The organism is Streptomyces sp. CB02261 (assembly GCF_001905665.1).
Lineage (GTDB): Bacteria > Actinomycetota > Actinomycetes > Streptomycetales > Streptomycetaceae > Streptomyces.
Genome location: NZ_LIVX01000013.1, coordinates 17,857 through 38,119, shown reverse-complemented (window position 1 = coordinate 38,119; position 20,263 = coordinate 17,857). Strand labels below are relative to the sequence as shown.

Below are 20,263 nucleotides of genomic sequence, written 5' to 3'. Positions count from 1 at the left end.
ACGCCACCCCTTAAGGACCGTAGACCTATGACGATGATCAACAGCCCACTGCCGGAGGGCGACCGCCAGATCGCCGGCGCGGCCCTCCAGGCGACCTTGGTCGACCTGCTCGATCTGTCTCTGGTGGCCAAGCAGGCCCACTGGAACCTGTACGGTCCTCGCTTTCGACCAGTCCACGTCCAGCTCGACGAGGTCGCCGCGATCGCACGCGACCACGCGGACATGGTGGCCGAACGCGCGGCCGCGCTGGGAGTGAGTCCGGACGGACGGGCGGGCACCGTCGCGGGTACCAGCGGCTTGCCTGCCTTCCCGTCAGGCTGGACGAAGGACGGCGACGCCGTCGACGCCCTGGTGCACACGTTCTCCGTGGTCATCGGGAGGGTGCGGGAACGAATCGAGGCGACTGGTTCGGTGGACGCCGTGAGCCAGGATCTCCTCATCGGACTGACGGCCGAACTGGAGAAGCAATCCTGGATGTTCCAGGCGGAGAACCGCGTCTGACAAGGTCGCGCGTGCTGTCGTTCGGGATGGCCGCCGGTCGCCGACTGCGGCGCCCCCGGAGGCGTGCGGTCTCCGGAGGGGCGCACCGGGTGGGCAGCCCGGGTGAGGGTGAGCGGTCCACGCCGACCGGCGGACGGAATGCCGTGGCCGGCCCGGTGGTGGAGCTGGAGGAGCATGGTCGGAACCCGGTCGGCAACCACCGGCCAGTACGTCGCACGGGTACCGAAGCCCCTTGCCGCGGGGGAACACGAGCTCGGTCCGGTGCCGTTCCCGCCGCAGCGGGCCTTCTCGACGACGGGCTTGGAGATCGCTCCGAGCTCTCCGGTTCCACGATCCGTCCCCGGCATGCCTGCCTGCCGGGGACGGTGACGGTGCGACGACAGCTGTGGCCGGTGGACGAGATGGTTACCGACGGACGGATCGTCCTGCCCGAAGCGACCGTCGAGGCCGCGGTCGGCAGTGCCCTCCTCAACCTGCTTGCGCGTCTTCTCCCGTCGCTGTCGAGCCCCCTCGAACGCGAGCGAACCGACGTGCGAGGGGACCGGGAATGCGTCGGCACTATCCGTCCGTGCCGTGACTACATGCCGAGCACGCCTTGCCTCTCCAAGGCCTTGCGCAGTGCCCGCACGGCGTAGAAGGCGCGGCTCTTGACGGTGCCGGGCGGGATGCCGAGGTGCTCGGCCGCCTGGGCCACGCTGCATTCCAGGTAGTACATGAGGCGGATGACGGTCCGGTGCTGCTCCTTCAGCTCCCACATCGCCTCCAGCACCGCGTGGGAGGTGATCGTGGACTCCGTGCCGTCCCAGGAGGTGTCCAGGTCCTCGACCGCCATCAGATCCAGTGGCCTTACCTGGCGGGCCCGGTGGTGGTCGATGACCAGGTTCCTGGCCACGGTGAACAGCCACGGCCGGATGTGTTCGCCGCGGGCGCTCAAGAACCGGGCGTGCTTCCAGGCGCGCGCCGCGGTCTCCTGGAGGACGTCCTCCGCCCTGTGCCAGTCACCGTCCAGCAGCCGCGCGGCGTACCGGACGAGCAGAGGGCCGTACTGCTCGTATATGTCTCGTACGAAGGCGTCGCAGTCGGTGTCCGAAGCGACGTGCCGGGCGTGTGCCGGAGTCGGAGCGAGGGTGGCAGTCCCCGTTTCCATGGTCCCGTTCATGGGTGGTGCCCAATTCTGTTCGAGTGTTCCGTGGCGTGCTCTCCCACTTGCGTGGGGGAGTGGCTCAACACTCGGCGGGACCCCTTCGCCAAACCTTGTCGTCTCCTTGTCGCGCCGCTTGCCGGTCCATGCCGCCGGCTCTCGGCACGCCGTCGCGTCCGCCGATGGGGGTGCTCTGCGGCGTCTACGGCGCTCAGGGCTCCCGGACCGACGAGAAGGACCGGATCAGGGCATTCACGGCGCGAGCCGACGAGTTCGGCGTCGATGACGTCCCGCGTCCGCCCAGGGCCGGTGGTCGTGCGAGGACACACGGTCTTCCGGTTTCCCTCGGCACTTCGCGCCGGCGGTGTCCTCCCGGCCGAACCCGGTGGAGCGACGGCTCGCCGCGCTCGGACGGAGGCAGTTCCTACCGCCGCTGATCCTCCGCCCCGGGCGACCGGCGCGCAGGATCAGCGCCTGCCGGAGCCGCACCCCTGTGGTTGCCGGCACCCTTCTGCGGCGGGACGGGTTCGGAGCCCGCAGCCATGTCCAGGGCGGTGAGCCGGTCCCGGATCTCCTGGGCGCTGTGGGACAGATCCTGCCGTTCGGCGTCGGCGAGCGCGCTGACCCAGTCCGTGCGCGCGGCCTCCTGGTCGCCCATGGCCAGACGGGTGTCGCCCCGTCGCATCAGCGAGCCGACCACGTTCCTGTGGTCCTCCAGTTCCTCGAACGCGTCCAGCGCCCGCCGGTAGGTGGCCGCCGCCTCCTCGTACCGGCCGAGCCGATGGAGGGCGTAGCCCACGCTGTCCCAGCACTGGGCCTCCTGCCACGGGGCGTCCAGATGCCGGTAGAGGGCGATGGCCTCCTCGCCGTGCGCGAGGCCTTCTTCGGGCCGCCCCACGTTGGAGTGCAGCCAGGAGAGCCCGTTGAGGCACTCGGCCGTCCACAGCTGGTTCCCCGTGGATCGGGCCAGCGCGAGTCCTTGCTCGGCGGGAGCCAACGCCTCCCGGTGCCGGCCGAACCGGAACAGTGCCATCGCCGTCACGAACAGGGCGCGCACCTGTTCGCCTGTCGCGCCGAGTTCCTCGAAGAGGGCGGAGGCGCGTTCCAGGTGATCCAGCGCCCGCCTCCGGTGGTCCAGACCGATGTGGATGCTGCCGAGGCCGCGCAGGCAGCGCGCCTCCTTCAAACGGTCGCCCTGGCGCTGTGCCACTGCCAGGGCGGGGGTCAGTGCGGTGATCGCCTCGGGCCAGTACTCCTGGCGGCACAGGTGCTCCTTCAGCGTCCACGCGAGGCCGGTGACCCGGCGGTCCAGCTTCTGGCTGACGGCGGTCTGCAGCAAGCCGGCCAGTACCCGGTGTTCGGCGGTGAACCATCGGCGTGCCTGTTCGATGGTGGTGAACGTCTCAGGGACGACGCCCGTGCCGGGGGAGCCGAGGTCGAGTCCGGGCAGTGAGTCCTGCTTGAGGAGCAGGTTGGCTTCGTAGGCCGTGAACATGTGGTGGTCCAGGACCCGGAGGGTGGCGGCGTGGCGTTCGTCGGTGTCGTCGTGGGTGTGGGTGAGTTCGGTGGCGTAGCCGCGCAGCAGGTCGTGGAGGGTGTAGCGGCCGGGCAGAGGCTGTTCGACGAGACAGGACCGGGTCAGGTCGGCGAGGAGGCGGCGCGTCCTGTGGAGGGGGAGCCCGACGAGGCTGGCGGCGGCCGGGGCGGTGATGTGGGGGCCGGGATGGAGGGCGAGGAGGCGGAAGAGGCGTGCGGCGGGCCCGTCCAGGGACTGGTAGGACCAGGAGAACACGGTGCGGACGTCGGTGGTGGCGTCGGAGGCGGTGAACGCGTCCAGGCCGCCGTGCGCCCGCAGGTCGTCGGCGATGGCGCGGAGGGGGAAGGCGGGTTCGTACTCGGCGTGGGCGGCGGCCACGGCCAGCGCCAGGGGGAGCCGTCCGCACAGGCGGATGATGTCGGCCGCGGCGGCGGGCTCGGCGGCGAGCCGCTCCGTCCCCAGCCGCCGTGCCAGCGTCTCATGGGCCTCGGACGGTGAGGGCAGTGCGAGGGCGAGGGGTTTGGCGCCTTCCGACGCGATCAGGCCGGTCAGTCGGTTACGGCTGGTGATCAGGGTGAAGCAGCCGTCGCCGGCGGGCAGCAGGGGGCGGACCTGCTGCTCGTCGCGGGCGTTGTCCAGGACGAGCAGGATCCGCCGGCCCGCGAGGAGGCTGCGGAAGAGTGTGCTGCGGCCGGGGGTGTCCTCGGGGATGTCCTGGGCGGCGACGCCGAGGGCGGTGAGGAAGGCGTGCAGGGCGTCACCGGGTTCGACGGCGGGTGCGTGGGGGTGGAACCCGCACAGGTTGACGAAGAGCTGTCCGTCGGGGAAGGAGGAGGCGATCTGGTGGGCATGGTGGACAGCGAAGGTGGTCTTGCCGACACCGGGAGCACCGCCTATGACGACGACGGGAGCACCGGCCGGACCCGGGTCTCCGCTCACGGCGGACAGCCAGGCGCCTTCCGTCTCCCGCCCCGCGAACACCGCCAGATCGCCGGGCAACTGCGCTGGACGGACAGCCCGTGGAGACCTGCTCCTGCCGTCGCCCGCGACCAGTTCTCTCCTCGTACCGGACGGTGTCACACCGGTGGTCGGCCCGGACCGCGTGACATCGTGGACCGCGCCTGCCGGCAGTGCGTCGGCGGATGCCGTCTCGTCCTGGTCGTCCACGGCCTCGACCCCGGCCGGACGACCCGAATTACGGCTGCCCGCGAGGGCGGTCGCCGTGCCCGTCGTGTTCGCCGCGTCGGTCGAGCGCAGAGGTGGCAGGTCGTGGCGGAGGATGCCGTGGTGTAGGGCGCGCAGTGAGGGCCCGGGTTCGAGGCCGAGTTCGTCCGAGAGGTGTCTGCACAGGTCCGTGTAACGCTGCAGCGCCTCGGGGTGCCTGCCGGCCAGGTACAGAGCACGCAACAGCAGATCCCAGCCGGTCTCTCGCAACGGGTGCTGCGACGTCAGTTCCCGCGCGGCGTCCACGGCCTTCTGCGTCTGTCCGTCCAGGAGCAGGGCGGTGGTGCGGAGCTCCCGGGCGGTCTGTCGCAGTTCCTCCAAGCGGGCGGCCTCAGGAGTGGCGAACAGATAGGGGGCGGCGTCGGCGAGCGCGGCACCGCGCCACATCTCCAGAGCCCTTTCGGTCTCCTCCACGACGTGCGAGGACCGGCCCCGGTCCATCGACCGGCGCGCCTGGGCCAGGGCTCGCTCGAAGCGCACGGTGTCCCGGCTGTCCGGCGGGATGTGCAGGGCGTAGCCCAGGGGCTCGGTGACCAGCACTTCGAACGAGCGCCGCCCGCGCAGACTCCGTGGTTCCAGAATCGCGCGGACCTTGCTGACGTGGGCGTGCAGGGACGCCATCGCTCCGTCCGGTGCCCGTCCCGGCCGCTGTGGCCACAATTCCTCGCACAGCGTCTCTGGAGCGACCGCACGGCCCTCGGCGAGCAGGAGCCGGATCAGCAGCAGTCGCTGCCTGCGCCGCCCCATGTCCAGCCCCGTGCCCGCCCGCCGCACCACCAGCGGACCCAGCACAGCGAAGTCGAGCGACTCCCCCACAGCCGTCACCGTACCCCCGGAAGAACCGCCCGACGGCGGCACTGCTCACACGCGCGTGTCCGTAGGCGCATGATCGGTCCGCTCCCGCGAGGGCCACCGGTCCGCTCGCGCGGACAGACGCGCCGTGGGCGCGACGACCGGCGCCGGACGCCACCCCGTCCACGCCCCGTACGGCCGCTGCCGCTTACGCGCAGTCCACCGGAACGGGGAAGGAGGAGTGGTGCGGGTGACCGGAACGGAAGACCCCCTCGTCCACCTCCCGCCTACCAAATGGGACATTAGCAGGGCGTCGACCGGTTCGAGGGACCGCGTGGAGGCGGGACGTTCCAACGCCGCGGCGGGCGCCTTCTCCGGCCGTGGCGCCTACGGCACCGGGCCCACCGTTACAAGGGGTGGCTGTTGGCGGAGAAGGGCGTACGGGCGGGGGGAGCTCGCCGGACCTGAACCCGGCGCGTGCCGCGGACGTAGAGGCGAAAGACACGTCCGTGCGGGTCGCGTGCCCAAGGACGGGCCGTCGGCTCGTGCGACCTCTTTCCATCCCAAGGGGACTTCATGACCGTTCTCACCCGTACTCGAAGTTCCGCAGAGGGGTGGCCGCGACCGCCGCCCTCGCCGCCTCGCTGCTGGCCTCCGGGGCCGCTCCGGCCACCGCGTCCGGTTTCTCCGGGCAGGGATCCGTCAAGCACTATGTGGCCCTCGGCGACTCCTACGCCGCGGGAACGGGTCTGCCCCAGCAGACCGACACGAAGTGCATGCGCTCCACGGGAAGCTACCCGGCGTGGATCGCCGAGACGTACAAGCCCTCCGTCTTCAAGGACGTCACGTGCGGCGGAGCGACCACGCGCTCGTTGTGGAACCACGAGGGGGCGGCCGCACCCCAGGTCAACGCCCTCACCCAGGACACCGATCTGGTGACCGTCACGCTCGGCGGCAACGACCTCGGCTTCTCCGGCGTGCTCACCAGATGCGTCCTGGCCGGTCTCACCACTCGGGAGGGAACTCCCTGCCGGGACGTGGCGGCGAAGGAGGTGGACGCGGGTTTCGCGAGGCTGAGCACGCGTCTGCCCGACATGCTCACCGACATCAAGCGGCGCAGCCCCCGAGCGCGTGTCGTCGTGGTCGGCTACCCCAATCCGTTCCCCCTCGACGGGAGCGCCTGCGGTTCCTCGGTGCCGCTGGCCAAGGGTGACGTCACCTGGCTTCACCAGACCACGAACCGGCTGAACCTCATGCTGGAGATGTCGGCCCTCCTGAGGCAGGCCGAGTTCGTCGACACCTCTTCGGTGTTCCGGAGCCACGACACGTGCCGGCCCCCGTCGGGGCAGTGGATCAACCCGCTGCTGCCGCGGACGTCCGGCTCCGCCCACCCCAACGCCATCGGTCACCTGATGACAGCCATCGAGGTGCACGAGAGGCTCAAGAAGTAGCCACCGCCCTCCGGGGGCCGGAGCGACACTCCGGCCCCCGGAGACCGGGACATGGGCGCCGAGCCCGTACCTGAGGAACGGCCGTGACGGCCGTCCCGCAGGCGGTGGCGGGGTGCTGGTGACGGACGGCCTCCGTACCCCGCGCGGCCACACTCCACGTCACCCGTCGACCTCCGGCGCTTGATGTCTCTGTCCCGTGCCCGTGCCGCCCGGACAGGGGCGCCCCCTGCTCCGCGGAGTTCTCCCCGTGACAGCCCGGACCGGAACGGATGCCGAAGTCACCGTTGTCGGTGAACCGCGGTACGGGGTTGTTCGTAGGAAGCAGTGACGTCCGGGCGCATGAGAGCCCTGACCGGACGTCGGCCCTGTCGGCTGTTGTGGCGGCAGCCGGCAGGGCCGTTCAGCCCCCGGGGCCGCCACCGTCCGATCAGTCCGGACGGAGCTCCACGCCAAGTTTATTGGTACGCAACGCAGTTGGCTGAAGCTCAATGCTGTGCCGTGTTTCCCGTCGCGGCCGGGTTCGCTCGGCCGGCCCCGCTCCATCAGGGCGACAGCCCTCACACAGAAGGACATCGAAGATGCGCATCACCCGACCGACCAGGCCCACCCGTCCGGTCGCCCTGCTCGGCGTCGCGGCCGTGGGCCTTTCCGTGACGGCCGTGGCCCTGCCCGGCACGGCCGACGCGACGCCCCGCCAGCCGGTCCGGCCGACGATCGTGCTGGAGCACGGGGCGTTCGCCGACGCCTCCAGCTGGGACGGGGTCGTCGAACGGCTGCAGCGGGCCGGCTACCCGGTGGTGGCCGCCGCCAACCCGCTGCGCGGGCCGGCCACCGACGCCGCCTACCTGCGCAGCGTCGTCGAGCACATCGACGGTCCGGTGGTCCTGGTCGGGCATTCCTACGGAGGCACCGTCATCAGCCAGGCCGCCACGGGCCTGGAGGGAAAGGTCAAGGCTCTCGTCTACATCGCCGCGTTCCTGCCCGACGCGGGCGAGAACTCGCTGGGGCTGACGAACAAGTTTATCGGCAGCACCCTCGGCCAGGTCATCGCACCAGTGAACTACACGCTCCCCGACGGAACTTCGGGAGCTGATGTCTTCATCAAGCCGGACAAGTTCCACCAGCAGTTCGCCGCGGACGTCCCCGGGGACAGGGCGAGGCTCATGGCGACCGGGCAGCGTCCGATCGCCGCCGCCGCGCTGGAGGAGAAATCCACCCGTGCCGCCTGGAAGACGATTCCTTCCTGGTCGCTGATCACCACCGAGGACCGGAACATCCCCGTGTCGGCCCAGCGCTTCATGTCGGCTCGGGCGCACGCCCGTACGACTGAGATCGACGCCTCGCACGCGGTGTCTGTCTCCCGTCCCGACGCCGTCGCCCGCATCGTGGAGAAGGCAGCGCGTACGGTCCGTTGACCGGGATCTGCCGATCCGGGCAGAGGAGTCGTTCCGGCAGGTGCTTCCGCAAGCGGAATATGCGGTCGGGTGCGCGTCCCCCCCCCCGGGTCCGTTGCGGATCTGTCCCCTGAGAGGTCACTGATGCCCCTTGCCTTCCGGCCGCGTCAGTAATCCCTTCTCGGCCAGACCGTGAACCGCGCGCACCCCGTCACCGTTTCCAGGCTGGCGGGTGCGACGCCGGTCACCCGAAGTCGCGGCCCGTACCGACCTCCGACCGTACCCGAACCACCATCCCGCACCACAACCCACACGAGAGGCAGAAACAACCATGCCGTTCATCACCGTCGGCCAGGAGAACTCCACCACCATCGACCTCTACTACGAGGACCACGGCACCGGGCAGCCGGTCGTGCTGATCCACGGCTACCCGCTCGACGGCCACTCCTGGGAGAAGCAGGCCGCGGCCCTGCTGGAGGCCGGTCACCGGGTCATCACCTACGACCGGCGCGGATTCGGCCGCTCCAGCCAGCCCACCACCGGCTACGACTACGACACCTTCGCCGCCGACCTGAACACCGTCATGGAGACCCTCGACCTCCACGACGCCGTCCTCGTCGGCTTCTCCATGGGCACCGGCGAAGTCGGCCGCTACCTCGGCACCTACGGCTCCGCCCGGGTCGCCAAGGCCGCCTTCCTCGCCTCGCTGGAGCCGTTCCTCCTCAAGACCGACGACAACCCCGAGGGTGTCGACGGGAGCGTCTTCGAGGGCATCGAGCAGGCCGTCACCGCCGACCGGTACGCCTACTTCAGCGCTTTCTACCAGGACTTCTACAACCTGGACGAGAACCTCGGCACCCGGATCAGCGAGGAGGTCGTCCGCAACAGCTGGAACGTGGCCGCCGGCGCCTCCTGGTACGCCTCGCTGGCCTGCGTCTCCACGTGGACCACCGACTTCCGTGCCGACATACGGAAGATCGACGTGCCGGCGCTGATCCTGCACGGCACCGCCGACCGCATCCTGCCCATCGAAGCCACCGGCGAGCTCTTCCACAAGGCGCTCCCGCAGGCCGACTACGTGGTCGTCGAGGGCGCCCCGCACGGCCTGCTGTGGACCCACGCCCAGGAGGTCACCGACGCCCTCCTCGCCTTCCTCGCCAAGTAAGGGCGGAGAGGCCGACCCCGCACCGGCCGGACGGCGACCCGCACGCGCCCCGTCACCGTCGAGCGGTGACGGGGCGCCGTCTTGAACGCCCGCCGCATCCGGAGAGAAAGGACGCGCCACGGTGAACACCGCGCTGATGGAGCCGCGTACAGGCTCCCCCCGAAGGCGTCCCGGGACGGACTTTGGTGTGAAACCAGACGGCGCCCCGGACGGGCCGCTCGGCAGCCGCAACCGTCCGGGGCGACGGAAGAAGCCTCACGCCACGACGTGCGATCACTTCCGTTTGTCCCGACGGGGAGGTCCACTGCCCCCGCGCCGTCGGAGGGAAGGGCGGCCATTCGTCGAACCACGCTATGCGGAGTTCTAAACCGCAGGATGCCCACTTCTCGGCACCGGAAGCTTGTGACCGTGACGGGCGGCCGCTCTCTCCGGCACGGCGGGTGCGGGGTCCGCGTTCATGTCCAGGGCGGTGAGCCGGTCACGGACCTGCTGGGCGCTGTGGGACATGGCACGCTCGTCGGCGCTTTCGAGGGCCTGAACCCAGTTCGCCCGCGCGCCTTCCCGGTCGCCCAGCGCCAGCCAGGTGTCACCCAGCCGCATCAGTGAGCCGATGGCGTTCCTGTGGTCGCCCAGCTCCTCGAACGCCCGTGTCGCCCGCTGGTAGGTGGCCACCGATTCCTCGTAACGTCCGAGCATACGGAGGGTGTAGCCCAGGATGTCCCAAGCCTGGGCCAGCTGCCACGGCGCGCCCAGGCGCTGGAACAAGGCGATGCCCTCCTCGCTGTACACAAGGCTCTTCTCAAGCTGTCCGAGGTTGGCGTGGAACCAGGCGAGTTCCATGAGGCACTCGGCCAGCCACAACTCCTCACCCGTCTCCCGGGACAGCTCCAACCCCCGTTCGGAGAACGTCACGGCCTCCTGGATCCGGCCGAACAGGAACAGCGCACACGCCATGACGTAGTGGGCTCGGGCCTGTTCACCGGTCGCGTCGAGCTCTTCGAAGATCGTGACGGCACGTCGCAGGTGCTGAAGGGCTTGCTCCTGGTGGCCGAGATAGCCGTGGATGTGGCCGAGGTGGCGTAGGCAACGGCCCTCCTCGAGGCGGTTGTTCTGGCGTCGGGCCACTTCGAGGGCGGGGGTCAGCGCGGTGATGGCTTCGGGCCAGAACTCCTGGCGGTTGAGATGTTCCTTGAGCGACCAGGCCAAGCCGGTGGTGTGGTGGTCCAGCCCCTGGCCGACGGCGGTGTGGAGGAGGCCGGTCAGCACCCGGTGTTCGGCGGTGAGCCATCGGGTCGCCTGCCCGACGGTGGTGAGGCTCTCCGGAGTGACGCCCGGGCCGGGTGCACCGAGGTCGAGGTCGGGCGACGTGTCCTGCTTGAGGAGCTGGTTCGCCTCGTGGGCGGTGAACATGTAGTGGTCCAGGATCCGGAGGGTGGCCCGGTGGCGTTCCTGGACGGTGTCGTGGGCGTGGACGAGTTCGGTGGCGTAGCCGCGCAGCAGGTCGTGCAGGCCGTAGCGGCCGGGCAACGGTTGTTCCACGAGACAGGAGCTGACCAGGCCGGCGAGCGCGCGGCGGGCTCGGGCGAGGGAGAAGCCGGCGAGGCTGGCGGCGGCGGGGGCGGTGATGTGGGGGCCGGGGTGCAGGGCCAGGAGGCGCAGGAGCCGGGCGGTGGGCTCGTCCAGGGACCGGTAGGACCAGGAGAAGACGGCGCGTACGTCGGTGGTGGAGTCGAAGCCGGTGAAGGCGTCCAGGCCCTCGGTGTCCCGCAGGTCCTCGACGATGGCGTGAAGGGGGAAGGACGGATCGAGTTCGGCGCGGGCGGCGACCACCGCCATGGCCAGGGGAAGCCGTCCGCACAGGCGGATGATGTCGGCCGTGGCGGCGGGCTCGGCGGCCACTCGTTCGGTGCCCAGGCGTCGTTCGAGGGCTTGGTGGGCCTCCGCCTGTGAGGGCAGAGGGAGGGCGAGGGGCCGGGCGCCGTCTGTGGTGATCAGCCCGGGAAGCCGGTTGCGACTGGTGATCAGCGTGAGGCAACCCGCTCCCGCGGGGAGCAGAGGGCGCACTTGTCGCTCGTCGCGGGCGTTGTCCAGGACGACGAGGACTTGCCGGTCGGCGAGGAGGCTGCGGAAGAGCGTGCTGCGGCCCGGGGTGTCCTCCGGGATGCGCTGGGCGGGAACGCCGAGGGCGGTCAGGAAGCCGTGCAGAGCGTTGCCGGGTTCGACGGCGGGCGCGTGGGGGTGGAAACCGCGCAGGTCGACGAAGAGCTGCCCGTCGGCGAAGGAGGAGGCTATGCGATGGGCGTGGTGGACGGCGAAGGTGGTCTTGCCGACCCCGGGAGCCCCGCTGATGACGACGGCAGAGGCAGCGGTCGTTCCGGACCTGCTCGGCACACCGCTCACGGCCGACAGCCACGCGCCCTCGGCCTCCCGCCCCGCGAAAACCGTCAGGCTGCGCGGCAGTTGCGCCGGACGGGTCCGGGGCGGCGGCGTGGTTCCCTCTACATCCGCCGCCGGGTCGCGTCTCGCATCGGACCGATCGGCGGCGTCGGACGGTTCGTCCTCGGCCGGACCCACGGACGCGTCCGCCTCCGGCGTTCCGGACGTGCTCGGCCCAAGCGGATCGCGCCCGTGTCCGGTACTTCCTCCGGATATCGATGCCGCGCCGAACCTGCTCAGCTCATCGGCTGGGCGAAGGGGCGGCAGGTCGTGGTGGAGGATGCCGTGGTGCAGGGCGCGCAGGGTCGGGCCGGGTTCGAGCCCGAGCTCCTCGGCGAGGTGCCGGCGCAGGTCGGTGTAGCGCTGAAGCGCTTCGGGGTGCCGGCCTGCCAGGTACAAGGCGCGCAGCAGTAGGACCCAGCCGGTTTCCCGCAGAGGATGCTCCGCGGTCATCTCCCGCGCCGCGTCCAGGGCCTCGACGATCCGTCCTTGCAGGAGCAGGGCAGTGGCACGGATCTCACGGGCGGCCTGGCGCAATTCTTCCAGACGTGCCGCCTCGTTGACGGCGAACAGGTGGTGCGCGGCGTCGGCGAACGCGGGGCCGCGCCACATCTCCAGGGCTGTTCGCGCCTCTTCCGCAACGTGTTCGGGCCGGCCCTGGTCCATGAACCGGCGCGCCCGGGCAAGGGCCCGCTCGAAGCGCACGGTGTCACGGCTCTCGGGCGGCACCCGCAGGGCATAGCCCAAGGACTCGGTGACCAGCACCTCGCAGGTGCCCTTCCGGCGCAGGTGCCGGGGTTCCAGGACCGCACGTACCTTGCTGACATGGGCGTGCAGGGAGCCCATCGCTCCGTCCGGTGTCCGGCCCGGCTGTCGCGGCCACAGTTCCTCGCACAGCGTCTGCGGAGCGACCGCCCGACCGTCGGCGAGCAGCAGGCGGATCAGCAGCAGCCGCTGTCGGCGCCGGCCCGGATCGAGTGCCGCCCCCGCCCGCCGTACCACCAGCGGACCCAGCAGTCCGAAGTCGAGATCCTGTCCCACGCCTGCCACCGTACTCATCCAGAATCCCGCTCGCCGACGCCACCGTCGGAAGCACGTACATGACCATGACCAGCCGACATGAGGGCGACCCGCTCCCGCTGGGACCAAAACCGGACCCGCGCGATCCTCGTCGCGGTGACCCGGCCGCCGAGATGAGCGCTGCTCAGGTGATCGGGGCGGTGGGGACCCCGTCGTCCCCTCCCGCATACCACACGGGACATTAGCAGGACGCCGATCGGCGTGATCTCTTCGGAGGCGGCCATGCGCTGGACGGCTTCCTCGTCGAGGTGGAGCCCCGACCCGTGGAGTGCTGCACACGATGTGCGTGAGGCGGTCCGCGACAGGTCCATCCTGGGGCGAGCGCCGGAACCACCACCTCTCCGCAGGCGCCGTCCTGCCACAGGTGCTTCCCGACAGACGTCCCTTACCTGCGACGACGCGTGAACCAGCCTGACATCCGCTCCGTTTGAGCGATCGAACGGCCGACATCAGGAGTGGAGAGAGAACATGGTCCATGTCGAAGGAACGAGTACCGCCCGGTTCGAACCGGTCCGAGCGGCGCTGGCAGCGCACCTGGAGGCAGGTGAGGAACTGGGAGCGTCGATCGCCGTGGATGTCGACGGCGTGATGGAAGTCGATCTGTGGGGCGGGCACACCGACGAAGCGCGAACCGTCCCGTGGCACGAGGACACACTGGTCAACCTCTGGTCGACCACCAAGACCCTGAGCAGTCTGGCGGCCCTCGTCCTCGTCGACAGGGGGGCACTGGATCTCTACCGCCCGGTCGCGCACTACTGGCCCGAATTCGCTGCTCAGGGCAAGCAGGACATCGAGGTGCGGCACGTTCTGGCGCACACCTCGGGGCTGTCCGGCTGGCAGCAGCCGTTCACCATGGACGATCTGTACGACTGGCCTACCGCCAGCGCCCGGCTGGCCGCGCAGGCGCCCTGGTGGGAGCCGGGCAGTGCCTCGGGCTATCACGTGCAGACCCAGGGGCAGCTCGTGGGCGAGCTCGTCCGGCGGGTCAGCGGCCGTACCCTGACCGAGTTCGTCGACACGGAGATCGCCAGGCCGTCGCTGGCCGACGTCCAGATCGGTGCGCGGCAGGCCGACTGGCCACGCATCGCCGAGCTGGTGGCCCCGGCGCAGCTCTCCGGGATACCCGCCGGTCTCGATCCGGAGGGGATCTTCATCAAGACCTTGCTCGGAAGCCCCGCCAGGGACGAGCATGTCGACACGCCGCAGTGGCGCCGTGCCGAACTCGGCGCGGTCAACGGCCACGGCAACGCACGAGGCATGGCCCGTGCCCTCTCCGTGATCTCCCGACGAGGCCAGGTGAACGGCCTCCGGCTCATTTCCGAGGAGACGGTGGAGAAGGTCCTCGACGTACAGGCCGACGGGGTCGACCTGTTCCTGGGCGTTCCCGTGCGCTGGGGCATCGGCTTCGCGCTCGCCGATGCGAGGACGATGCCGCACATGCCCACCGGAAGGGTCTGCTTCTGGGTCGGCCGGGGCGGTTCGATCGTCATGATGGATCTCGACCGGCGCGTCACGTTCTCGTACACGATGAACCGGCTGGGCGACGGAATCCTCGGCTCGGAGCGCACCCACGACTACATCAGGCATGTCTACGAAGTCCTGGACTCCACCGCCTGCTGACTGCAGGAACAGGTGAGGCGGCGGTTCCCCGAGACGCTCATGACCCTCGGGGTGGAGGGGGCAGACGGCGTCCGGCCGGCGGGGCGCGACTGGTTCCGGCGCTCCGCGGGGAACGTGGAGACGCGCCCTCGGGTGAGGGGCCGACAGACGCGGAGTCAGCCCGCGACCAGGTCCGAAGAAGGGCGCCCAAGTGGTGAACCGGACCGCCTTCCCCCACGTTGCGCTGATTGGACGCGCGTGCGTCCCTGCGATGCCGCCGTGCGCCGTGGCCCCCGGCGGCACCGCACCCTCATGGAAGGAACGACTGACCAGTGAAACGCTTCATCGCACGCCTCGGGGTAGTCGCGGCGGCCGGAGCCATGGCCGTTGTGCTGCCTGCTTCGTCGGCGTACGCCATCAACCGCACCGATTGCAATGGATTGGGTCTGCTGTCCCTTCACAACGCAGGCGGCTCCCTCTGCTTCGCCAACGCGGGCGTGCAGAGCGTGGCGATCTACGGCGTGGATCAGATCTGGACCGGAGACAACAAGGTCACGTTGGAGTACGTGCCGAGGCTGGGCGCGCAGGCAACCAGCGCGACCCTGGACAAGTGGCATTTCGGCAACGTCCCCGGTGAGCCCATCCACAAGATCACGAAGATCAGGATCTGGTAGCGCCCGCAGCCGCGAACCAGATGTATTGGCACCAGCGTTGTTGACAGGGCAGTCAGAAACGCCGGTGCGGTGGTAGGAACCAGCTGGAGGAGTGGCGGACCGCGACGAGGTCGCTTCGAGCGCCGACAGTCGTCGTAGAGCGGTCGGATCAGCCTTCCGGCCTGCTGCGGGCTGTCCAGGCGCTTGCGTCCTGGCCGTATCTGGTGAGGAAGCGCGCGAACTGCAAGCGGTCCGCACTGCTCCAGTGCGCGGTGATCTCCTCGAAGGCGAGACGCTGCTCACTGGCGTAAGCCCTGCGTGCCGATTCTCCCTCGGCGGTGAGTTCGAGCCAGCTGCTGCGGCCGTCCTGCTGGGAGGCGACGCGGCGAAGCAGGCCCTCTGCTATGCATGCGGCGATGGCGCGGCTGGCGACGGGCTGGGCGACGCCCATCTTGTCGGCGACGCCGCCTACGGTGATCCGGCCCGCTGCGTCGCCGACCACGTTCAGGACGATGTTGCGGGTCAGGTCCCCACGTCCTGACCCGACCTGCCGACGCAGCCGGGACAGCGCCGGCCCCACGTTGTCGAGGAGCGAGTCGTCGTCGGCGGGTACAGGTTGTTCTTGGCTCTTCACGCCTCAAATCTACGACACACACGATCGATATGCGTGCTGCATCCATATGACTTAAGGTATGGATCTGTAGTCAGGTAGAAACGAGGCATGACCATGAGCACCACCGCCATCACCGGCGCGCAGGTCTTCGACGGGGAGAAGGCGCTCGGCGTCACCACCGTTGTCATTCAAGGGGGCAGGATCGTCCAGGTCGGCGGCCAGGCCCCGGCCGAGGCCGAGGTCGTCGACGGGGCCGGGGCGACACTGCTGCCCGGCCTGATCGACGCGCACGTCCACACCGACCGCGACTCCCTCGCGCTGGCCCTTCGGTTCGGCGTCACCACCGAACTGGAGATGCAGGGCGCCAACACCCGCAACCGGCGCGGCGCGATCAGCGAGGACGACTCCGTCGCCGACGTGCGCTCCTCGGGCTTCGCCCTGACCCCGCCCGGCGGGCACCCCAGCGAATTGTTCCCGAAGGGCTTCCACCCGGGCGGGCTCGCCGGAGGCGGCCCCGGTGGCGAGCACCGGGGCGAGCCGCCCTACCATCCCGACGCCACCAGCCCCGAGGCCGCGGCCGCCTCGATTCCGCAGCTGATCGCCCACGGCTCGGACTACATCAAGTTCATGATCGACGACGGCAGCGTCGAGGGGCACCCAGGCCTGCCCATGCTCGACCAGGCCACCTTGAACGCCGGCGTCGCCGCGGCGAAGAAGCACGGCGCGCTGACCGTCGCCCACGCACTGACCATCGACGCCACCCGCATGGCGATCGAGGCGGGTATCGACGGTCTCGCCCACCTGTTCGTCGAACCTCCCACCGACGAGATCGTCACACTGATCAAGGACGCGGGCATGTTCGTCGTGCCGTGCACCGTGCTGAACGCCTCCATGATGGGCGTCACCGGCAGTGAACTGGCCGACGACCCGCGGGTGGCCTCCCGCCTGAACGCCGCGTGGGACGCCACCTTGCGCTCCTGCTTCGGCCACTATCCCCAGGGCAAGCTCCAGGATGTCCTGGACAGCGTCAAGGCCCTCGCCGACGCCGGGGTGGACCTGTTGGTGGGCACCGACGTCTCCCAGCCCATGCCGTTCCTCGGCGGCCTCGCCCCCGGCGCCAGTGTCCACCAGGAACTGCAGCACCTCGTCGAAGCCGGTCTGACCCCCGCAGCCGCCTTGCGCGCCGCCACCGCCACGACCGCCCGCCGCTTCCACCTCTCCGACCGCGGCCGGATCGCCGATGGCCTGCGCGCCGACCTGCTCCTGGTCGACGGCGACCCCACGACCACCATCACCGACACCCTCAACACCCGCGCGGTGTGGCGCCGCGGCACCCGCCTGGCCGCCTGATCAGCCCGTCAGATCCAGGGCCGGGCCCCGAAGGCCGGGTGCTGCCTCGTGCGGTCCCGGCCTGGGGCTCGTGGGGCTACCGGACCGGGGCTCGACCACGGTGACGGTTCGGCAGCTCCGGGAGCGTGGCGCCGTACGGGCGCCGGCGGTCTCCTCGGGGTGCGGTGCGGGTGGCCGTGGGGGGGCGTGCTCCGTACCGCGGTCAGCGTACGGGCCGGGATCGTCCATTCCTCATCCGCCCGGCCGGGCATGCCCGACCGTCGCTCTGTCACCGTTCGGTAAGCGCGGTGAAGATCGGCTTCGGCTCAGGGCGCGCAGCCGTTCCACTGCCGCTGCGGCTGTCCGCCGGGTCGGCGAGGTCGGCGCGCGCCTGCTCGTCGGCCTCCGGGTACGCCTGCCGCTTCTCCTGTTCGGCGAGTGGCCGGTAGATGCCGGACAGGCTCGGGTGCGGGCTTTGCGTCGGTCGGTGGGGATGAGGAAATCGGGCTGGTTCGACCGTCTCGCCGCCAACGCTGCGGCGCAGGACGGTGTGGAGCATGTTGTCCGTGATGGCCGGCGGTCGGCGGCCGCGCTTGCGGTACAGCCGATTCGATGGGGTTATCGGTTACGGCAGCTTTCTGGCCGGCACCGAACTCCGCAGCGGTTGCAGTGCGGCCGTGGCAAGCCTTCGGGCGGTGACGTGCGGTTCTGCGGCAGGCAGGATGAGATGGCTGATGGTCATGCGGACGATGATGTCTGCTGCCATCTCAAGATTCTCCGTGTGCTGCTCCGGGTAGCGTGTGCCCAACCATTCCCGCACCAGGTACTGGCCCGCGTCGAAGATCGGGTCCGCCCGGGCGGTGAGGTAGGGGAGCAGGCTGTCGGAGCCATGGCGGGCGGCTGCGATGACAGCCCGTACGAGGGGCTGGGCGTGAGCTTCCTCAAGCACGTACCGGATGGCGGCTTCGAGGCAGGCTTGAGAGTCGGGCAGGCCGGGATGGAGCATGTCGGCCACCCCGGCGAGGAACTGCCGGGTCTCACGGATCACCAGTGCGCGTCCCAGACCGGCTCGATTGCCGAACTCCTTGTAGACGGAGGGGCGGGAGACCTGAGCACGTGCTGCGACGGCCGCAACGCTGACCTCGTCCCATCCGGCTTCGCATGTCAGGTCGTGTGCGGCGTCAAGGACGCTCGCCCTCATCTGTTTGCGCCAGGCGATGCGCGGAGAGTCGGGTGGGTCTTCTCCCGCGAGGCCATTCGTTCGGCGCTGTCGGTCGGTTGCCATGTCACAAGCCTGTCAGCGGGTTGAGCCGCCGGAGCGGAGGAGGTCCGCGATCACGCGGCCGGACGAGTACGCGGTGGTGCCGGCCCCTCGGTACGGGGGACGGGGGCCGGCACCACGTCAGGAGCCCGGGTGAACCGGACGGTCAGGAACGCTTGCGACGGGCAGCCGCGACGAGACCGCCGCCGAGGACGAGCGCGGCCGCCGCGATGCCCAGGGGGAGCAGGGGATCGGAGCCGCCGGTCTGCGCGAGCGGACCGCTGCCGCCGTCCGCGTTCAGGTTGGACTCGCTGTCACCCTTACTGGCGCTCGGTCCTGCCGCGCTGGGCGAGGCCGTGGTTCCGCCTGTGCCGGGCGAGGTCCCTGTGCCGGTTTCACCGGGCTGCTCTTCGCTGGGCTGAGGCTCATCCTGCTGACCGCTGGAGCCGGAATCGCCGAGGTCGGAATCGGAAGCCCCCTCAGGCATGGCACCGAATCCGTAGGCGCCACGGTCGGGCGCGCCGCCGGCCCGGCGGGTGCCGGTGGTGACGGCGGTGAACGGAGTGCCCGAACCGATGGCCGGGGAGCCGTCTCGCAGCCGGAAGGCTGTCTCCGCCGTGGTGCCGGCGTCGGCGAACTTCGGGTCGGCGACGATGTCGTGGGGACCCTTGACCTCGGGAGCCTTGCCGCCGAAGTAGACGTTGTAGTCGTAGGTCACGTCCACGTTGCGGGACTTGCTGTTCGTCGCCTGGCCGGGTCGGCCGAACGCGATGTTGTTGAGCAGCCGGACGTCGGTGCTGTCGTGGGCGAAGATGTTGGCGTAGCTCTGCATGCGGGTGCTTCGGCCGTTCAGGTACGCCGTGTTGTGGACGATGTCGACGTGCTGGCTCTTGTAGGAGTGGATTCCCGAGCCGCCGTTGTCGTAGGAGAGGTTGCCGGCGACCAGGACGCGTCCTCCGTAGGCGGGGTGGCCCGCGTCGCCCTTGAGCGTGTCGATGATGATGCCGTTGCCGTCGGAGTAGCAGCGGCACCTCTCCCATTTGATCTTGGTCTCGTTGTCGTGGACGCGATTGCCGGTGATGCGGATCTTGTACGTCCTGGCGTCGGAGCTCCCCACGTCGCGCGGGGTGAGGACGGAGATGCCGCTGGTGGCGTAGACCGTGTACCACGAGTTGGAATACACGTGGTTCGCGGAGATGGTCAGGTGGTCGGATTCGATCGCCGATATGCCGCCGCCCGCGCAGGCGTGAACCCTGTTGCCGGTCACCTCGATGTGGTGCGACACCGCACCCGTGGACCTGTCTCGCTCGATCGAGAGGCAGTTGGTGTTGTAGGTGGGGTCGCCCTTCTTCGATCCGCGTTCGGCCCCGGCCAGGTTCAGGGTGGCGTTGTTGCCTCTGATCTCCAGATTCCTGATGGAGATGTGGGACGCGCCGTAGACGCTGATGCCGTTCCACGCCTTCACCGGGTGGATCACCGGCTTGTGGCCGGGGTGCGCGGTGAAGGTGATGGGCGAGCCGGGGCGGCCCGAGCGCTTGATGGTCAGCACATTGGATCCTGCGGAGCGCTCCGAGTACGTGCCGTTCATGATCGAGACGGTGTCGCCGGGGCCGGCGCTGTCGGCGGCCTTCTGCAGGGTGCGGAAGGGCGCTCCGGCCGACGTCCCCGGATTGCTGTCGCTGCCTTCGGGGCTCACGAAGTAGGTGCGGTCTGCGGCATGGGCCGTACCGGCTCCCACGGTGACGATGCCGAGTGGGGCGGACGACGCGAGCAGTGCTGCGGTAACGGCGAAGGTGCGCGTGCGTTTCATCGGTGCCTGGTCTCCGAAGTCATCCGGACTGAAGCGGGCCGTGTCTCCCTCGGTCGGGAACCGTGCGCAGGAAAGAGGGCGCCGGGAAGGACAGGGCTGGGGCGTCACGCCGTGTCAGAGCGCTGCCCCGGGGCGGTGCGCGACACACGGGTGCGCTCCGAAGTCCGCTGTGGGGGTGGGGTGGTGCGTGAACGACAGTTACAGAAGTGGAAATTGAGCGCAACCCTGTACCGCCTGTAAACATTCTGACGGCAGGTCAGGCAAGCCGGGTCGGTGC

General features: G+C 70.0%; 14 protein-coding genes. 7 read left to right on the top strand and 7 right to left on the bottom strand.

The window, feature by feature from the left end; all coding sequences use genetic code 11:
- Positions 1 to 27: 27 nt before the first annotated feature.
- Entirely contained in the window at positions 28 to 501 is a 474-nt protein-coding gene (locus tag AMK29_RS32370) for a Dps family protein (RefSeq protein ID WP_073819633.1), read from the top strand.
- Positions 502 to 1,078: 577 nt separating this feature from the next.
- Here AMK29_RS32370 and AMK29_RS32365 read toward each other — a convergent pair.
- Together AMK29_RS32365 and AMK29_RS32360 are read right to left on the bottom strand one after the other, a co-directional pair.
- A complete protein-coding gene (locus tag AMK29_RS32365; protein ID WP_241845795.1) occupies positions 1,079 to 1,648 on the bottom strand; it encodes a sigma-70 family RNA polymerase sigma factor in 570 nt (189 codons plus the stop codon).
- Positions 1,649 to 2,066: 418 nt separating this feature from the next.
- Positions 2,067 to 5,219 carry an AfsR/SARP family transcriptional regulator gene (locus tag AMK29_RS32360; RefSeq protein ID WP_073819631.1) on the bottom strand — a complete coding sequence of 1,051 codons (3,153 nt, stop codon included), beginning with the start codon at positions 5,217 to 5,219 and terminating at the stop codon, positions 2,067 to 2,069.
- Between the two features lie 590 nt (positions 5,220 to 5,809).
- On the opposite strand from AMK29_RS32360, the gene AMK29_RS32355 reads away from it, so the two are divergent.
- From AMK29_RS32355 to AMK29_RS32345, 3 genes are all read left to right on the top strand, one after another.
- Positions 5,810 to 6,646 (top strand): SGNH/GDSL hydrolase family protein, encoded by an 837-nt coding sequence (locus AMK29_RS32355; protein ID WP_073819630.1) that lies wholly within the window; start codon positions 5,810 to 5,812, stop codon positions 6,644 to 6,646.
- A gap of 578 nt (positions 6,647 to 7,224) precedes the next feature.
- A complete protein-coding gene (locus AMK29_RS32350) occupies positions 7,225 to 8,061 on the top strand; it encodes an alpha/beta fold hydrolase (protein WP_073819629.1) in 837 nt (278 codons plus the stop codon).
- A 310-nt stretch (positions 8,062 to 8,371) separates the two neighbouring features.
- Complete coding sequence (locus tag AMK29_RS32345) at positions 8,372 to 9,205, top strand: alpha/beta fold hydrolase (protein ID WP_073819628.1); 834 nt, start codon at positions 8,372 to 8,374, stop codon at positions 9,203 to 9,205.
- Positions 9,206 to 9,568: 363 nt separating this feature from the next.
- On the opposite strand, the gene AMK29_RS32340 is transcribed toward AMK29_RS32345, so the two are convergent.
- On the bottom strand, positions 9,569 to 12,682 hold the full coding sequence (locus AMK29_RS32340) for an AfsR/SARP family transcriptional regulator (protein ID WP_073819627.1): 3,114 nt from the start codon (positions 12,680 to 12,682) through the stop codon (positions 9,569 to 9,571).
- A gap of 507 nt (positions 12,683 to 13,189) precedes the next feature.
- On the opposite strand from AMK29_RS32340, the gene AMK29_RS32335 reads away from it, so the two are divergent.
- Both AMK29_RS32335 and AMK29_RS32330 read left to right on the top strand, forming a co-directional pair.
- Positions 13,190 to 14,341 (top strand): serine hydrolase domain-containing protein, encoded by a 1,152-nt coding sequence (locus tag AMK29_RS32335; RefSeq protein ID WP_073819626.1) that lies wholly within the window; start codon positions 13,190 to 13,192, stop codon positions 14,339 to 14,341.
- Positions 14,342 to 14,652: 311 nt separating this feature from the next.
- Positions 14,653 to 14,994 (top strand): beta/gamma crystallin domain-containing protein, encoded by a 342-nt coding sequence (locus tag AMK29_RS32330; RefSeq protein WP_107422740.1) that lies wholly within the window; start codon positions 14,653 to 14,655, stop codon positions 14,992 to 14,994.
- Positions 14,995 to 15,142: 148 nt separating this feature from the next.
- Here AMK29_RS32330 and AMK29_RS32325 read toward each other — a convergent pair whose 3' ends face one another.
- The gene (locus tag AMK29_RS32325) at positions 15,143 to 15,607 is read right to left on the bottom strand and encodes a MarR family winged helix-turn-helix transcriptional regulator (protein ID WP_073819625.1); all 465 of its coding nucleotides are present in this window, start codon (positions 15,605 to 15,607) and stop codon (positions 15,143 to 15,145) included.
- Between the two features lie 93 nt (positions 15,608 to 15,700).
- On the opposite strand from AMK29_RS32325, the gene AMK29_RS32320 reads away from it, so the two are divergent.
- Positions 15,701 to 16,936: an amidohydrolase family protein gene (locus AMK29_RS32320; protein ID WP_073819751.1), complete on the top strand. Its 1,236-nt coding sequence runs from the start codon at positions 15,701 to 15,703 to the stop codon at positions 16,934 to 16,936.
- A 268-nt stretch (positions 16,937 to 17,204) separates the two neighbouring features.
- On the opposite strand, the gene AMK29_RS32315 is transcribed toward AMK29_RS32320, so the two are convergent.
- The 3 genes from AMK29_RS32315 to AMK29_RS32305 form a co-directional block, all read right to left on the bottom strand.
- A complete protein-coding gene (locus AMK29_RS32315) occupies positions 17,205 to 17,474 on the bottom strand; it encodes a hypothetical protein (RefSeq protein ID WP_073819624.1) in 270 nt (89 codons plus the stop codon).
- Between the two features lie 66 nt (positions 17,475 to 17,540).
- Complete coding sequence (locus AMK29_RS32310) at positions 17,541 to 18,200, bottom strand: TetR family transcriptional regulator (RefSeq protein ID WP_079197230.1); 660 nt, start codon at positions 18,198 to 18,200, stop codon at positions 17,541 to 17,543.
- A 142-nt stretch (positions 18,201 to 18,342) separates the two neighbouring features.
- Positions 18,343 to 19,986 (bottom strand): right-handed parallel beta-helix repeat-containing protein, encoded by a 1,644-nt coding sequence (locus tag AMK29_RS32305; RefSeq protein ID WP_073819622.1) that lies wholly within the window; start codon positions 19,984 to 19,986, stop codon positions 18,343 to 18,345.
- Between the last annotated feature and the right edge of the window lie 277 nt (positions 19,987 to 20,263).

Excerpts from the sequence above, each read along its gene's own strand:
- AMK29_RS32345 (WP_073819628.1), top strand. The coding sequence starts at position 8,372 with ATGCCGTTCATCACCGTCGGCCAGGAGAACTCCACCACCATCGACCTC.
- AMK29_RS32320 (WP_073819751.1), top strand. The coding sequence starts at position 15,701 with ATGAGCACCACCGCCATCACCGGCGCGCAGGTCTTCGACGGGGAGAAG.
- AMK29_RS32370 (WP_073819633.1), top strand. The coding sequence starts at position 28 with ATGACGATGATCAACAGCCCACTGCCGGAGGGCGACCGCCAGATCGCC.
- AMK29_RS32310 (WP_079197230.1), bottom strand. The coding sequence starts at position 18,200 with ATGGCAACCGACCGACAGCGCCGAACGAATGGCCTCGCGGGAGAAGAC.
- AMK29_RS32350 (WP_073819629.1), top strand. The coding sequence starts at position 7,225 with ATGCGCATCACCCGACCGACCAGGCCCACCCGTCCGGTCGCCCTGCTC.
- AMK29_RS32315 (WP_073819624.1), bottom strand. The coding sequence starts at position 17,474 with ATGCTCCACACCGTCCTGCGCCGCAGCGTTGGCGGCGAGACGGTCGAA.
- AMK29_RS32335 (WP_073819626.1), top strand. The coding sequence starts at position 13,190 with ATGGTCCATGTCGAAGGAACGAGTACCGCCCGGTTCGAACCGGTCCGA.
- AMK29_RS32365 (WP_241845795.1), bottom strand. The coding sequence starts at position 1,648 with ATGGAAACGGGGACTGCCACCCTCGCTCCGACTCCGGCACACGCCCGG.
- AMK29_RS32305 (WP_073819622.1), bottom strand. The coding sequence starts at position 19,986 with ATGAAACGCACGCGCACCTTCGCCGTTACCGCAGCACTGCTCGCGTCG.